The following is a 15139-nucleotide window of genomic DNA, read 5'->3' on the forward strand; positions in this document are numbered from 1 at the left end:
GCACCACCGAGGTCCTCGACCTTTGTCATGAGTTCGAGGGCTGCGGCCTCCACCTCGTCGGTCATCTTCTCTATGACGTAGGACCCGGCGAACGGATCGACCGTGGCGGTCACATCGGTCTCGTACGCGAGGACCTGCTGCGTGCGCAGCGCCAGGCGCGCACTCTTGTCGGTCGGCAGCGCGATGGCCTCGTCGAAGGAATTGGTGTGCAGCGACTGCGTCCCGCCCAACACCGCCGCCAGGCCCTGCACCGCCACCCGCACCAGGTTCACCTCCGGCTGCTGGGCGGTCAGCTGCACCCCCGCGGTCTGCGTGTGGAACCGCAGCATCATCGACTTGGGGTTCTTCGCCCCGAACTCCTCCCGCATCACCCGCGCCCAGATCCGCCGCGCGGCCCGGAACTTCGCCACCTCCTCCAGGATCGTGGTGCGGGCGACGAAGAAGAACGACAGGCGCGGCGCGAAATCGTCCACGTCCATCCCGGCGGCCACGGCCGTACGGACGTACTCGATGCCGTCCGCCAGGGTGAAGGCGATCTCCTGCGCGGGCGAGGCCCCCGCCTCCGCCATGTGGTAACCGGAGATCGAGATCGTGTTCCACTTCGGGATCTCGGCCCTGCAGTACTTGAAGATGTCCGCGATCAGCCGCAGCGACGGCTTCGGCGGGAAAATGTACGTACCGCGCGCGATGTACTCCTTGAGCACATCGTTCTGGATCGTGCCCGTCAGCTTGTCGGCAGGGACGCCCTGCTCCTCACCCACCAGTTGGTACAGCAGCAACAGCAGAGCGGCCGGGGCGTTGATCGTCATCGAGGTGGAGACCTTGTCCAGCGGGATCCCGCCGAACAGCACCCGCATGTCGTCGATCGAGTCGATCGCCACACCCACCTTGCCGACCTCACCATGCGCGATCGGCGCATCCGAGTCGTGCCCCATCTGCGTCGGCAGGTCGAACGCCACCGACAGACCCATCGTGCCGTTCGCGATCAACTGCTTGTACCGGGCGTTGGACTCCACCGCCGTACCGAAACCCGCGTACTGCCGCATCGTCCACGGCCGGCCCGTGTACATCGTCGGGTAGACACCACGCGTGAAGGGGTACGAACCCGGTTCGCCCAGTTTCTCATCGGGGTCCCACCCGCTGAGCGCGTCCGGCCCGTACACCGGCTCAATGGGCAGTCCCGACTCCGACTCGCGCGCCATGTGCTGTGCCTTCCGATAGACCTACTCGCTGGTACCGACCCTCGCGACGGACTGTAGCGGCGGGCGTGCGGCGGGTGGAGAGCCGCACGCTGGGACCTTGCTCACAGCATGCGCCGCGGTGCGCAACCAAGCACCCCTGGGAAGCATCCATTAGGTACAGATCATCAACTCGGGGGGCTCTCATGCACCGTACGTCCGTCATAGGCAGAGCAGTACTCGCCGCGGCCGCCGTCACCCTGGCCGCCACCGGCTGCACCCAGGCCGTGGGGGCGGCCGGGGGGTCGGCCAAGCCGTCGCCCGCGTCGCCCTCGGCCTCCGCCTCGCCGTCGTCGGGCGCGTCGGCCGCCGGCGGCGCCGAGCCGGCGGCGTCCTCGCCGGCCGGCTCCGCATCGCCCGGGGCGTCGAAGGTCCTGATGGCGGAGGGTACGGAGAACGAGCAGGTCCGCGAGCTCCAGGCGCGGCTGCGCCAGCTCGGGCACTTCCACCGCAGCCCCACCGCCTTCTACGGCTCGATGACCGGCAAGGCGGTCTCGGCCTTCCAGAAGAAGCAGGGCCTGTCCGCCACCGGCACGGTCGACGAGACGACCTGGCAGCGGCTGACGGCCGCGTCCCGCAAGCCCACCGCCCAGGAGCTGCGGCCGCCGACGACCAACGAGCTGGACAAGCCGGACGCGCGCTGCATGACCGGCCGGGTGCTGTGCATCAGCAAGGAGAGCCGGACCCTCGCCTGGATGATCGACGGCAAGGTCGTCTCGGCGATGGACGTCCGCTTCGGCTCGGAGAACACGCCGACCCGCGAAGGCACCTTCAAGGTGGACCGCAAGGAGCGGGAGTGGGAGTCGACGCTCTACCACACGGCGATGCCGTACTCGATGTTCTTCAGCGGTGGCCAGGCGGTGCACTACTCGGCCGACTTCGCGGCCCGCGGCTACAACGGCGGCTCGCACGGCTGCGTCAACGTGCGGGACAGGGACCGGCTCGCCTCGGTCTTCGACCAGGTGAAGGTCGGCGACAAGGTCGTCGTCCACTGGTGATCGCCTGATCGGCCTGATCGGCCTGATCGCCTGATCGGCGGGGAGAGGGAGAGGGCGCGGGCGGGACCGGGGGAACGTGTCCCGCCCGCGCCATGTGCGCTGAGCCGTAGGTACGGGGGGAACCCCGGCTCTTCGCGCTGCCGATGACCAGTCGGCTCACTCAGTACTGCGCCATGGGGCGGAAAAACGTCACACCCTCGCGGAAGAAATTTTAAAAACGCAGGTCAGAGGCGGTGCGGCGGTCAGAAGACCAGGCCGGTACGGCGCACCGACAGCGCGGGAGCCTGCGGGGCCCAGGAGGCGGACGGGCGCGCCGCGTCCGATTCGTCGCCGCCCTCGCCCTCGTCGCGGCCCTCGTCCTTGCCGCCGTCGCCACCGTCGCCCGGGCCACCGCCCGCACCGTCACCGGAGCCGGAGCCGGAGCCGTTCTGGTACTGGGCGTCGCCGGCCAGCACCTTGTCGCAGAGGGCCTTCAGCTTGACCGGCCCGTTCGCCGCCGCCTCCAGTTGCTCCCGCCGCTCGCGGTCGAGGCGGCCGTCGCGGTAGTCGCGGCAGTCCTGGGCGGTCCGCGCGAACCAGTTGTCACCCGAGCCGGACCCGGCCACCGAGCCGGTCCCGCCCTCGACGCCGCCCACGTCGCTCCCGGGCCACCCGCCCGAGGCACCGTCGTCCCCGACGCCACCGGTGCGCCCGTGGTCCGGCCGACCCGGAACCCGCTCCGCGCCCTCCGTGGCCGCCCCGGCCGTCGCCGACGCGGACGGCGGCACGCTCCCGGGCTCACCGGCCGTACCGGGCGTGGCGGAATCCGACCCGCCGGTGGGCTCACCCGACGCCGACGTACCCGGCGTGGCGGCGGCGGACACCGACGCGGCGGGCAGCGGCTCGCTGTCGCCGCCCAGGACGGGCAGTACGCCCGTACCGGCGGCCACGGCCACCCCGCCGGCCGCGAGGCCCGCCACCGAGGCGGCCAGGCCCCAGCGAACGGGCCGCACCCAGCGCGTGCGCCGTCGGGGCACCGACCGGTCGCGTACCGCACCCGGCTCCGAGATGTCGCAGACGCCCTGCACACCGGAGGCTCCGGACGACCCGGCGGTCCCGGCGGTCCCGGCGGCCCCGGACGACGTTGTCACAGCGGCGGATGCCCCGGCGGCCTTGTCCGCCCGCGCCTCACGGAAGGCCGCCAGCGCGGCCTCCTCACCGGGCAGCGCACCGGTCGCGGGGTCGGCGGCGGCACGCAGGGCGTCCAGCGCCCGCGCGACCCGCCGGGCCTGCTCCCGCGCGTGATCGTCGACGGGTCCGACCGGTTCACCCCGCAGCAGTCTCTCCACCGCGTCCTGGTCGAGCCACTCATCCCGCTCGTCGGCCATCACATGTCCTTCTGCGTCCGCGAACGCCAATGCGTCACACCGGTACGCACCCCGGAGGCCACCCGCCGCTTGGGCTGTGGCGGTACGCCGCCCAGCGCACCGGGCGGGTTCCCGGACGCCGCACCGGCCTCCGCGTCCGCCTCCAGCAGCTCGGCCAGCCGCTTCAGTCCGCGGTGCGCGGCGGTACGTACGGCACCGGGCCGCTTGCCCAGCGTCTTGGCGGCGCTCTTGGCGTCCAGCCCGACGACGACGCGCAGGATGACCGCCTCGGCCTGGTCCTGCGGGAGTTGCGCGATGAGGTTCATGGTGCGGCCGGTGGACAGGGCCTCCATGGCCTCGTCCGCCGTGTCCGCCTCGGCGGGCTTCTCGGTGAGCTCCGTCTCGTCCCCGCCGATGGCCGGTCGCCTGCCGCGCATGCGGAGGTGGTCGAGGGCGCGGTTGCGGGCGATGCGGGCAGCCCAGCCACGGAAGCGGTCGGCGTCCCCGCTGAACCGGTCGAGGTCGCGGGATATCTGGAGCCAGGACTCGGATGCGACGTCCTCCGCGTCGGCGTCGCCGACCAGCGTGCGTATGTAGCCGAGCAACCGCGGGTGCACGGCGCGGTACACAGCACGGAAGGCGTCCTCGTCCCCGTCCTGAGCCGCGAGCACCGCGGTGGTCAGCTCCGCGTCGTCCCCCAGCACTTCCACTACCTGTTCGTCATCGCGGCTGGTCACCGCCGTTGCTACGCCCGGCGCGCAGCAGCACGCTACGTGGTCATCCGGCATCACGTCCACGTCTTGTACAACCTGCAACAGCTCTGCGACGCAGTGCGGTGTGACAGAAACCGCACGCGTGGCGCTGATAGGAGTACGGGGCCGTACCACGGACCCGTGGACGACGACCGGGGCCTCTCCTGTGGGGGGTGGCGGCCCCGGTCGTCCTCCGCCCCGGACGCGGGTGCAGGTCATGGCTTGCCGCTCTTTCCCTCGCCCTTGGCGCCCGGCTGGGCCGCGTCCGTGCCGCCGGTCTTCCCGGAGTGCGCGGTGCCCCCCGGCTTCCCGGCTCCCCCGGTCTTCCCGGTCTTCCCGGCCTCGCCGGACTGCTTCGGTTTCCCGTGCTTCCCGGTGTTCCCGGCGTTCTTGGTCTTCCCGGCCTGCCCCGGCTTACCGGCCTCAGCCGACTGGTTCGGCTTACCGGCCTTCCCGGTGGACCCGGCCTTCCCGGTGGACCCGGCCTTCCCGGTGTTCCCGGCCTGCCCCGGCCGGCCCGCCTGCGGGGCCGGTTTCCGCCCCGCCTTCGTGCCGGGTTTCGCGCCGGGCTCCTTGCCCACGGTGTTCCCCGACCCGGTGTTGCCCGACCCGGTGTTGCCCGACCCGGTGTTGCCCGACCCGGTGTTCCCCGAACGCGGAGCCTTGTCACCGTCCTTGGCACCGTCTCCGGCGCCCTGGCCACCGTCGGCGTTCCCGGCGCCCTCCTTGGCGCCGTCCTTGGCGCCGTCAGCACCCCCGGGCGCGCCCTTGCCCTGGCCCTTGTCGTCCGGGCCGGGCTCACGCGTCGAACGCGTCGGCGACGCGTCCGGGCGCTGCCCCGGGTGGTCCCGCTCCGCGAGCGGCGTGGCGGGCACGCCACCGTCCGGCGTGGACGCCGTCGAAGGCCGGGGCTTCGGGGCCGCGTCGCCGTCACCGCCGCCGAACGGCGAGCGGAGCGCACCGGTCTGCGCCGCCACCGCGACACCGCCCAGCAGCACGGTCGCCGCCAGCCCCATCGCGGCGGCCCGCAGCGAACTCCGCCGGCGCCGCTCCCGGGCCGGCCGCCAGTCGTCGCGCCGCCGGGTCCGGCCCGCCGCGTGCGCGCCCGCGTCCCGGGCCGCCCGGAACGCCGCGACCGCCAGCTCCTCGCCCGCCGGGTCGATCTCGCCGCCCCGCAGGGCAGCCGCCAGCAACGCGGCGGGCACCACGGCGTCGTCGCCGTCGTCCAGTCGCTTCCTGTCCCTGCTCATCCCCTAGCTCCGCCCTGCGCCAGTCGCCCGGCGAGTTTCTTCAGTCCTCGGTACGCGGCGGTGCGCACCGCTCCCGGCCGCTTGCCCAGCACACGCGCCGTCGCGGGAGCGTCCAGCCCCACGACCACACGCAGCAGCACCGCTTCGGCCTGCTCGCGCGGCAGCCCGCGAATCATCGCGAGCGCCTGCTCCGTCGACAGGCTCTCCAGCGCCGCGGCGGCCGTGTCCTGGCCGCCCGGCAGGTCCAGTACGTCCTGTTCGATTAAAGAGGTACGGGGGCTCCGCTTCTGCTTGCGCAGATGGTCGAGCGCCCGGTGGCGGGCGATCGTAGCCGTCCACCCGCGGAAGCCGGCGCCGTCGCCCTGGAAGCGCCCGAGGTCCCGGGCGATCTCCAGCCACGCCTCGGCGGCCACGTCTTCCGCGTCGTCGCCGACCAGCCCGCGAACGTACCCGAGCAGCCCTGGGTGGACCAGCCGGTACGCCCGCGCGAACGCGTCCTCGTCCCCCCGCTGGGCGCGCTCGACGGCAGCGCCGAGCTCCGTGTCGTACGCCCCCACACTTCCCTCTTCGCGCCGCCCGTCACAGTTCCCCCACCTCCCTCTGCGTCCGGGCGCGTGAAAACGTCACAGCAGCACCTTGCGGGCGGCGCGCCCGTGCAGCATCAGGTAGAAGCGCTGTACGGACTCCTCGGCCCCCACCTCGAACCGGTTCACCACCTTGCCCAGGGGGTTCCAGGCCCGGCCGTCCGGCATCACTATGCCGACCGGCTGCCCGAAGTAGGCACGCTGCCCTTCGTCGAAGTCCACCCACTCCGCCCCGGCCCGCCGCACGATGACCTCCCCGGTGTACGCACCGAGCCCGCACAGGAACGGTTCGACCCGCGGCCGCTCGGGCTGGTCGCGCCGCAGACCGTCGACGACGAGGTCGACGAGCCTCAGGCTGGCGACGCTGTAGTCGAGCGGCAGCCGGTTCCGCTCGGTCACCCGCGCCACGAACTGCGTCACATAGGCGCGGACGTGCTGAGCGCCCGGCAGTGTGCTGAAGTCCCCATCCATGCCTGACCCAGCGACGTGCACACCTCAACCGTCACGCAAACGGAATGTGTGGCTTCTCATACGGCGACTTCACCGAACCCGTACAACCATTCGCACCTGTCGATCGTCTGCGCGCCTCGTCCTGACATGATCCCCGGCATGCAGATCATTCCCGGAGTCGGTGTCGACCTCGTCAGGATCGGAGAGCGTCGCTCGGACGTCGAGGAGCGCGTCGGACCACCGCATCACGGGCCCGGGGGTGAGCGCGCCGTCTACGACACCTCGCCGATGCTCGTGGTCACCTACGCGGCGGACGACACCGTCGAACTCGTGGAGATCAGCTACAGCGGTGCGGGCGGCGACGCCGAAGCCCACTGCGCCGGTGTCCAGCTCACCCACCGGTTCCTCGACGACGTCATCGCCGATCTCCATGTCGTGGGGTACACCAGCACACCCTCCGACATCGGCCACGACTTCCACGCCGGGTTCGCCGTGTGGTCCATGAGGTCCCTGTGGGCCGGCGACCTGGACCCGGCGGCCGACGAGGACGACCGTCGCGCCGTCGCCGAAGGCGTGTCCGTGGCGCCGTACGCGTACCTCACCGGAGAGGATGACGACCCGTCCGGCCAGGCCTAGAACTCCCTGTCCTCCGCCACGGTCCCGTACCAGCGCCAGCCCTCCGTCAGCCGCTCGCGGCCGGGGATCTCGCCGCGCCCGGTGGCCCAGAGGAGGGTGTGCCAGGCGGGAGTGTCGGTGGGGGCGTCGGGGAAGAGCCGCAGCAGGACGCGGTGGCAGAGCTTCGGGGGCGGGTCCCAGGGCAGGCCGAGGCCCTGGGTGACGTCGTGGGCGTGTACGAGGGTCTCGACGACGCCCATCGCGGCGAAGCCCTCCGGGTCGGACACCCCGAACGCGTGGTACGCCCGCACGTGAGGAGGCGTGACCCGCACCATCGCGGCAAGCATCGCCCCGCACGCCTCCAGGACCTGGAGCAGCCCGGCCGGCCCGGCCCGCCGGTCGGCGTACGTGACGTTCGCGGGGCCGCCCGGGCGGCGGGCCTCCCACAGGAACGGCACCTCGTCGTCGAGGGGCGGGCGCTCGGGGCCGAGCTGGGCGGCGTACGCGAACAGGTCGTCGGCGAGGTGCTCGACCGTCTCCCAGCACGTCCACTCCAGGGACCCGGCCTTGGCGTCCCAGTCGGCGCCGCCGTCCGCCAGGCGGAAGGTACCCACCGCAAGGCGGACGGCGGTCAGGACGTCGTCACCGTTGACGGGACCGGAGCTCAACGGGCCACCGTGTACTGGACGAAGGACGACCAGACGGTGGGCGAGAGGGCGACTTCGACGCAACTGTCGCCGTCGCCGCCGCTGTAGCTGCTCTTGAACCAGGCCAGTTGGTTGGTGCTCATAGCGCTCCTCGCAGTCGCGACAGCAGGCCCTTGGAGTCATCCGGTGTGAGGGCCGGCGCTCGCAGTTTCCCTTGACGTCTCCCCCACATGCATGTGAGGGATTCCCGCCTGGCCGCCGTTGTCACGGCAGGCCTTCGGGTGGTTCCTGTTTCCTTACCCACCGCCCGGCTTGCCGGGTCTTACACGGGCTCCGCAGGCGTTTTACGTGTCCGGTCGTCCCTCGGCCACGATGCGGCGCCCCTCAAGGCGCAGGTTGTGTTCGGCGTTCTGGTCCCGATCGTGGGTCGTGCCGCAGTCGCACGTCCACGTGCGTATCCGCAGGCCCTCGTGTCCCTTCGGTCCCGACAGGGAACCGCAGTGCGAGCACAGTTGGGTGCTCGGGAAGAACCTGCCCACCTTGACGAAGGTTCGCCCATACCTCGCGCACTTCGCCTCGAGGAGGCGGGCGAACATGCCGAGCGACTGATCGTGCAGCGACTTGCCGAGCTTGCCCTTCGCCGAGGCCATGCCCTTCACGTTCAAGTCCTCCAGGTAGACCGCTTGGCTCTCGCGGACCACTTCGGTGGTTTCCTGCTCGATGAAGTTGCGCCGCTGGTCGGCGATGCGGGCGTGGATCTTGGCGACGGCCAGCTTGGCCTTGCGCCGGTTGGCGCTGCCCCTCTGGCAGCGAGAAAGCTTGCGCTGGGCGCGGCGGAACCTCTTCTCCTGGCGGCGGAAGAACTTCGGCGAGGCGATCTTCCGCCCACGCAGCACCGCGTAGGAGGACAGACCCAGGTCGATACCCGTGTCCGTCTCCTCGACATCCAGCTCCGGCAGGGGCTTCTCCTTGGCTTCGATGACGAAGGACGCGAAGAACCTTCCGGCCGGGTCCTTGACGATCGTGACGGACGACGGGTCGGAGGGAAGTGCGCGGGACCAGCGAACGGACACGTCCCCGATCTTCGGGAGCCGAAGGTTTCCGTCCCTGGTGACGGCGAAGCGGGCGGCCTTGGTGAACCTGACCGCCTGGCGACTGGCCTTCTTCTTGAAGCGCGGCGGTCCGATCTTCGGCCCCTTGCGGGTGCCCTTCTTCGACGCGAAGAAGTTGCCGTATGCCGTCTGGAGATCACGCAGGGACGACTGCAGCACGACTGCCGAAACCTCGCCCAGCCATGCACGCTCGGGCGTCTTCTTGGCCTCGGTGATCACCAGTTTCGCCAGTGCGGTGATCGAGGGCATCGACTTGCCTTGCTGGTAGGCGTCCTGTCGGATGCGCAGCGCGTCGTTCCATACGACGCGGGCGCACCCGAACGCCCTCGCCAACTCCCGCTGCTGGGAAGCGCTCGGGTACACGCGGAACTGGTACCTGAGCTTCATGGTGATCACCATCCCCCCATGTACCCGTACAGTTACTCACTGTACGGGCTCCGCCCAGGCGGCGTAGCCGAGTACCGGCTCCCCGTCCGACACGTCCAGCCGGGCCCGCGGCCCGTAGTGGATGCGGTACGTGAGGCCCTCGATCTCCACCTGCCCGCACTCCGTGCCGCCGTCCCGGGGCTCCTGGAAGCCGGGGCTCTCGACCACGTCCCACCCGGCCTCGCGGGCGAGGTACACCCACTCCTGGTAGGCCTCTTCGTTCCCGCCGGCATCCGGATCGGTGTCGCCGACCCGGATGAGGATCTGCACGGGATCCACTCGCCGACCCCTCGCCATCGCCGACCTCCCGGAGCGCTGCCGCCTCCACCACCTTGACGACGAGTGCCCCGGTGAGCCCCCTCAGAACACCCACACCCCCAGCTCCTGCCCCGCCCAGAGCACCCCGGACGACACCGCCAGCCCGATGATGCCTATGCCGCCCAGCGCGTACGCCGTCACGCGCACCCAGCGGCGGCGGCGGAAGAGGAGCAGGGGCGCGGCGACCAGGCACAGAACACCGGCCGCCACCCGCATGAACTCCAGGCACCACTGGACGAGGGCGAGCAACCCCAGCAGCCCCGCGGACATCAGGATTCCCATGGCGCGCCCCCGTCCCGGCGCGTGCCTACGCCGCGTCCTCGGGGAACTCCTCCTCGGGGAACTCGCCCTCCTCGAAGCCCTCCTCGTCGGACATCATCGCGCCGGCGAAGCCGCCCAGGATCTCGTCCATGTTCAGCTCCGTGGCGCCGGCCGGGGCCGTGGGCGCCTGGCCCTCGCTCATCCGCAGCACCAGGCCGAACTTCTTGACCTTCGCGTCCTCGGCGAGCTTGGCGAGGTCGATGTTCACCTCGGTCAGCTCGCCGTTCTTGAGCGCGAAGTCGGCCGTGACCTTGGTGTCCGGGGCTTCCTTGAGCTCCTTGTCCGTCGGCAGCTCCATGCCCGGGGGCAGGTCCTTCGCGAACGGGCGGATCTCGCCGAACAGCTCCGTGATCAGCGTACGGAAGGGTGCCGTGGCGGTGATGTGCTCGGTGCCGTCCTTCTCGCTGGTGGTCTTGAAGTCGACCTCGCGGGCGATGGTCTTCCGGAGGGCGTCCAGGAGCTTCTTCTGGGTCTTGGCGTCGAGGGTGGGCTCCGGTGCGGGCTTCGCGCCGGGCTCGGCCCCCATCTCGGCGCCGGCCTTCTCCATCTCCTTGGTGTTGAACTTCACCCACTCGCCCTCGAACGCCTTCTTCAGGCCGCCCGCCTCCGGGGGCAGCTCCTTGGCGGACGGCATGGGGGTGCCCATTGCCTTGCCGAGGGCTTCCACGTCGGAGCGGATGTAGGTGTAGTCGCCGACGACCCGGTACTCGACCAGGTCGCCGTCCGGGGTGCTGACCTTCATGGCCATGCCGACGTAGTCCTTCTCGCCGGACTCCTCGATCGGCTTCTTGGACTGCACGGTGACACTGATCTTCGCACCGCTGAGCAGATCGGCGGCCTCGTCGGGGATCTCGTCGCCGGGCTCCGGGTTCGACGACGCGTCCAGCGCCTTCAGGCTCGCGGCGTCGGTGTCGAGGTCGAGCTCGAAGGAGATCGACTTCTCCTTGCCGAGCTTCTCGAAGGCCTGGTCGAGCTTCTTCCCGGCGGAGAGCTGCTCCACCGTGCCGCAGGCGGCCGAGCCCGCCAGGACGGCGCCGACGACTGCGGTGGCGGTCAGGGTCTTGCGTATCGCGGTGATGATGGTCTCCTCGTCAGTGCGATCACGGTGTGATCACTGAGGAGACTCACCACCGCCCCGAAAGGTTGCCCTGACCGCCCGCAGGACAGGGGCGCTTGCCCTACTTGGTGATCCAGTCCGTGAGGGTCACGGCCCGGTCCGTCAGGACGCGCAGGTTCGAGCCGTCGGCGTCGACGACGTGGACGGCGCTCGTACCGGTGGCGTCGTCGAGGGCCCGGAAGGCGATCCGGCTGCCGTCGGGCGAGTACACCGGGGTCGAGAAGCCCGAGAGGCCGGGGGTGGCGAGCTCGGTGACGGTGCCGGTCGCCACGTCGACGACGCGTATGCCGTACTCGGCCGCGTAGACGACGCGCTGCCCGTCGGGCGACCAGTCGGGCGCGGTCGAGGCGCGCTGCTGCGTGGTCAGCGGGCGCACCTCACGGGTGGCGAGGTCCATGACGTTCACGTCCTGGCTGGTCTCCCAGCCGTCCGGCGTCTCGTACCGGGTCGTGCTCAGGAAGGCGATGCTGCGGCCGTCGGGCGAGAAGGTGCCGTTGCTCCCGCTGTACGTGAGCACCTCGGACCCACTGCCGTCCGCCCCGATCCACTCCAGGCCGCGCGGGGTGTCGTAGAGGACCCGCTTGCCGTTGGGCGACCAGTCCGGGCGGCCGACGTAGTACTCGCCGGTCTCGGCCTCGACACCCGGCACCAGGACGCGCTGTCGACTGCCGTCGGCCGCGGCCGTCACGAGGTCCGGAACGTACACGCAGCCCTCGTCCCGCGGAATGCAGGTGTCGCGGTAGCGGATGTAGGCGACGAGGCCGGTCTTCGCGGAGAGAACACCGTCGACGCCCTCCGCCAGGGCCCCGGAGACCGCGCCGTTCGACGGGTCCATCAACCGCATGACCCCGGAACCGGCACTGTAATCGGTGACGGTCAACCCGCCGGTACCCACGGCTTCCCCGGCCTGCGCGCTGCCCGCCATGGGAAGACTCAACGCAAAAGCGGTTCCAAGGGACAACGCGACGTGCGAAAGACGCACTTGAGCTCCTTCTTCTGTTGGTGGCCGGATTACCCGGTCCTCAAGAGGAGCGCACGGAGATCGAAAAACGTCACACCCCGGCGCGGTCGTTTTCCCGGCGCCGACGAAATGAGCGCCAATTCGCCCGATTTCTCCGGTCGCTCGCGGTGAGTGCGTCGCGTGGTGTATAACCGCCCGGTTCCCGCCGAGCAACCCTGAATTGATTTTTCAGCACGCTAATTCTTCCGAGGAGTGGGGCATTTGAGCCCGCGACGCAAAGCGCACGCCTACAAACCCCTGAGCATGAAACGCAGAGCCTGGCTGACCCTCGGTGCCGTCGTGGCCGGTGGCGCGGGGATGGTCACCGTCGCCGTCGCCGGGCCGTCCGGCGACGGGCCGGCCAAGGGGCCGGCCGAGCGGCCGGCGAAACTGCGGACGCTGGGGCTCGGAGCGGGCAAGGCCGGCGAGCGGTCGCTGCCGAGCACCGAGACCGAGGAGTTCTCGCTCGTCGGCATCGGCTGGGGCGACGCGAAGACCAGAGTGACCGGTGAGGCCAAGGTCCGTACCCGGGACGCCGTGACCGGCAAGTGGACCGACTGGCAGCCGCTGGACCTGGACTCCCACCTGCCCGACGGCACGGAGACGCCCGAGCGCGGGGCGTCCGAGCCCACCTGGGTCGGTCCCTCCACCGCCGTCCAGGTCAAGGTGACCTCCGGCAAGGCCCTGCCCAAGGACCTGAAACTGCACCTGGTCGACCCGGGCGTCACCGCCACCGAGTCGGCGAACGGGGCGGCGGCGCCGAAGGACCGGGGCGAGCCCTTCGCCCCCGAGAACGCGGCGTACGCCGTCGAGGAGACCACCGCGCCCACTCCGACGGGGACGGAGACCACCACGGCCCCCGCCCCCACGGCCACGGAGACCACGACGGCTCCGGCGCCCACGGAGACGACGCCCACCGCGCCGGCTCCCACGGCGACGACGCCCACCGCGACCCCGACGCCGACCGCGACGGTCCCGGTACCGCCGCCGTCCACGGTCAACCGGCCGCCGATCATCTCGCGCGCCGAGTGGGGCGCCGACGAGTCGATGGTGGCCGACCCGCCCGAGTACCTGGACAAGATCCAGGCGGTGTTCATCCACCACACCGTCGACACCAACAACTACAGTTGCGCCCAGTCCCCCGCCATGGTCCGCGCGATCATGACGTACCACGTGAAGACCGAGGGCTGGAACGACCTGGGCTACAACTTCCTGGTCGACAAGTGCGGCCGGGTCTTCGAGGGCCGGGGCGGCGGCGTCGACCTGCCGGTCAAGGGCGCGCACACCTACGGCTTCAACAGCTACTCCACCGCCATCGCCTTCCTCGGTGACTTCGAGGGCGACGCCGCCACGGGCAAGCCCGCCGGCAAGCCGACCCGGGCCGCGCTGGAGTCGGCCGCCCGCGTCGCCGCCTGGAAGCTCGGGCAGTACGGCGGCGACCCGAAGGGCAAGGTCACGCTGACCGCCCAGGGCAACACCGGTGTGTGGAAGGAGGGCCAGAGCGCCACGCTCGACGTCATCTCCGGTCACCGGGACGCGTTCGCGACCGCCTGCCCCGGCAAGAACCTGTACGCGCAACTGACCCCGATCCGGGACTTCGCCGCCGGTGCGGGCCGCAACTCCGCGATCCCGACGGACGACATCAACCGCGACGGCATCACCGACCTGGTCGCCTCGCTGCCCAAGTACGCGTCCGGCGCCGGTCAGGTGAAGGTGGTGCACGGCACCACCGACGGGCCGAGCCTCACCTCGCGCCTGACGATCGACCAGGACAGCGCCGGGGTCCCGGGCGACAACGAGGCCTCCGACTCCTTCGGCACGGCCACCGCGTACGGCGACTTCAACGGCGACGGGTACGCGGACCTGGCGGTCGGCGCGCCCGGTGAGGACGACGACTCGGGCCACACGGACACCGGTTCGGTGACCGTGCTGACCGGGCCGAAACTGGACTCCGGTGCCTCCTACATGACGTCGCCCGCCTACCGGGTCAACGGCGACAAGCTCGGCACCGCCGTCACGATGGGCGACTTCAACGCCGACGGCAAGTCCGACGTGCTGTCGGTCGCGCCCGGTATCCCGGGCCGCTGGTGGGTATTCGAGTCGAAGAACGCCGCCTACCCGACGAAGGCCGGCTACCTGAGCGACACGGCCAACACCTCGGTGGTGTCCTTCGCGTCCGCCGCGAGCGGTGACTTCAACAAGGACGGGTACGCGGACGCCGCGATCACCTACCGCGACTCCTCCGGTGTCGGTCGCATCGTCGCCCTCAAGGGCTCGGCGAACGGCCTGGAGCGGATCGGTGTGCTCTACCCGCGCGGTGGCCGCTCGCTGGCCGCCGGTGACATCAACGGCGACGGGTACGACGACCTCGCGATCGGCCAGCCCAACGCCACCGAGTCGGGCCACACGGCCACGGGCGGCGCGGTCGCCCAGGTGCTGGGCTCCGCCACGGGCCTGACGGCGACCGGCCGGGCCACGTTCCAGCAGAACTCCACCGGTGTCCCCGACACCGACGAGTCGGGCGACACCATGGGCGCCTCGGTCGCGATCGGCGACGTCGACCTCGACGGGTACGAGGACGTCCTGACCGGCCTGCCGGGCGAGGACCTCACCCGGAGCGGCGCCAACCAGGGCAACGCCGGGCAGGCGATCCTGCTGCGCGGCTCGTCCACCGGCATGACGGCCACCGGCTCGGTCGCGTACTCCGAGGACACCACCGGGGTGCCCGGTGACTCGGCGCCGAACGAGCGGCTCGGCTCGGCGGTCGTGCTGACCGACCTGTCCGGCTACAGCCGGGCGGACCTGGCGCTCGGCGCGGACGGCGAGGACGCCAACAACGGCGTGATCCTCCAGCTCGACAACAGCAGCACGTCCGGCGTGGTGCCGTCGTCCGGCATCTACTACGGCGTCAACAGCCTGGGGGCAGGGACGGGCCTGAACATCGGCCGTCTGCTCGCGCCCTGAT

At 71.1% G+C, this 15139-nt stretch carries 16 protein-coding genes; 3 read left to right on the top strand and 13 right to left on the bottom strand.

Annotation, left to right across the window (positions count from 1 at the left end):
- The coding region (locus tag ACZ46W_RS28685) for an acyl-CoA mutase large subunit family protein (RefSeq protein WP_468343453.1) at positions 1-1202 on the bottom strand (1202 nt) is incomplete at its 3' end.
- Positions 1203-1384: 182 nt separating this feature from the next.
- Here ACZ46W_RS28685 and ACZ46W_RS28690 point away from each other — a divergent pair.
- Complete coding sequence (locus tag ACZ46W_RS28690) at positions 1385-2236, top strand: L,D-transpeptidase family protein (protein ID WP_468343456.1); 852 nt, start codon at positions 1385-1387, stop codon at positions 2234-2236.
- A 242-nt stretch (positions 2237-2478) separates the two neighbouring features.
- Here ACZ46W_RS28690 and ACZ46W_RS28695 read toward each other — a convergent pair whose 3' ends face one another.
- The 5 genes from ACZ46W_RS28695 to ACZ46W_RS28715 all read right to left on the bottom strand — a co-directional run bounded on the left by ACZ46W_RS28695 (position 2479) and on the right by ACZ46W_RS28715 (position 6639).
- Positions 2479-3603: a hypothetical protein gene (locus ACZ46W_RS28695; protein WP_468343459.1), complete on the bottom strand. Its 1125-nt coding sequence runs from the start codon at positions 3601-3603 to the stop codon at positions 2479-2481.
- Positions 3603-4286, bottom strand: coding sequence for an RNA polymerase sigma factor (locus ACZ46W_RS28700; protein WP_468344362.1), 684 nt, complete (start codon positions 4284-4286; stop codon positions 3603-3605). The genes ACZ46W_RS28695 and ACZ46W_RS28700 overlap by 1 nt, the downstream gene beginning before the upstream one ends.
- A gap of 263 nt (positions 4287-4549) precedes the next feature.
- A complete protein-coding gene (locus tag ACZ46W_RS28705; RefSeq protein ID WP_468343462.1) occupies positions 4550-5584 on the bottom strand; it encodes a collagen-like domain-containing protein in 1035 nt (344 codons plus the stop codon).
- Entirely contained in the window at positions 5581-6141 is a 561-nt protein-coding gene (locus ACZ46W_RS28710) for an RNA polymerase sigma factor (protein ID WP_468343465.1), read from the bottom strand. Before ACZ46W_RS28710 ends, ACZ46W_RS28705 begins: the two co-directional genes overlap by 4 nt.
- A gap of 66 nt (positions 6142-6207) precedes the next feature.
- Positions 6208-6639 carry a hypothetical protein gene (locus ACZ46W_RS28715; protein ID WP_468343468.1) on the bottom strand — a complete coding sequence of 144 codons (432 nt, stop codon included), beginning with the start codon at positions 6637-6639 and terminating at the stop codon, positions 6208-6210.
- Positions 6640-6777: 138 nt separating this feature from the next.
- Here ACZ46W_RS28715 and ACZ46W_RS28720 point away from each other — a divergent pair, with 138 nt between their 5' ends.
- Positions 6778-7254, top strand: coding sequence for a hypothetical protein (locus ACZ46W_RS28720; RefSeq protein WP_468343471.1), 477 nt, complete (start codon positions 6778-6780; stop codon positions 7252-7254).
- Here the strand turns inward: ACZ46W_RS28720 and ACZ46W_RS28725 are convergent.
- The 7 genes from ACZ46W_RS28725 to ACZ46W_RS28755 form a co-directional block, all read right to left on the bottom strand.
- Positions 7251-7901 carry a hypothetical protein gene (locus ACZ46W_RS28725; RefSeq protein ID WP_468343474.1) on the bottom strand — a complete coding sequence of 217 codons (651 nt, stop codon included), beginning with the start codon at positions 7899-7901 and terminating at the stop codon, positions 7251-7253. The two genes, ACZ46W_RS28720 and ACZ46W_RS28725, sit on opposite strands and share 4 nt — an antisense overlap.
- Entirely contained in the window at positions 7898-8023 is a 126-nt protein-coding gene (locus ACZ46W_RS28730; RefSeq protein WP_468343477.1) for a DUF397 domain-containing protein, read from the bottom strand. The genes ACZ46W_RS28725 and ACZ46W_RS28730 overlap by 4 nt, the downstream gene beginning before the upstream one ends.
- Before the next feature lie 201 nt (positions 8024-8224).
- Complete coding sequence (locus ACZ46W_RS28735; protein WP_468343480.1) at positions 8225-9379, bottom strand: RNA-guided endonuclease InsQ/TnpB family protein; 1155 nt, start codon at positions 9377-9379, stop codon at positions 8225-8227.
- A gap of 36 nt (positions 9380-9415) precedes the next feature.
- Entirely contained in the window at positions 9416-9697 is a 282-nt protein-coding gene (locus tag ACZ46W_RS28740) for a hypothetical protein (RefSeq protein ID WP_468343483.1), read from the bottom strand.
- An 81-nt stretch (positions 9698-9778) separates the two neighbouring features.
- A complete protein-coding gene (locus ACZ46W_RS28745; protein ID WP_468343486.1) occupies positions 9779-10018 on the bottom strand; it encodes a hypothetical protein in 240 nt (79 codons plus the stop codon).
- Between the two features lie 25 nt (positions 10019-10043).
- On the bottom strand, positions 10044-11057 hold the full coding sequence (locus ACZ46W_RS28750) for a hypothetical protein (RefSeq protein WP_468343489.1): 1014 nt from the start codon (positions 11055-11057) through the stop codon (positions 10044-10046).
- A 178-nt stretch (positions 11058-11235) separates the two neighbouring features.
- Positions 11236-12009 carry a TolB family protein gene (locus tag ACZ46W_RS28755; RefSeq protein WP_468343492.1) on the bottom strand — a complete coding sequence of 258 codons (774 nt, stop codon included), beginning with the start codon at positions 12007-12009 and terminating at the stop codon, positions 11236-11238.
- A 429-nt stretch (positions 12010-12438) separates the two neighbouring features.
- On the opposite strand from ACZ46W_RS28755, the gene ACZ46W_RS28760 reads away from it, so the two are divergent.
- Entirely contained in the window at positions 12439-15138 is a 2700-nt protein-coding gene (locus ACZ46W_RS28760; RefSeq protein WP_468343495.1) for an FG-GAP-like repeat-containing protein, read from the top strand.
- The last annotated feature ends 1 nt before the right edge of the window (position 15139 follow it).

The sequence above is a fragment of the Streptomyces sp. NPDC031064 genome, assembly GCF_055570965.1.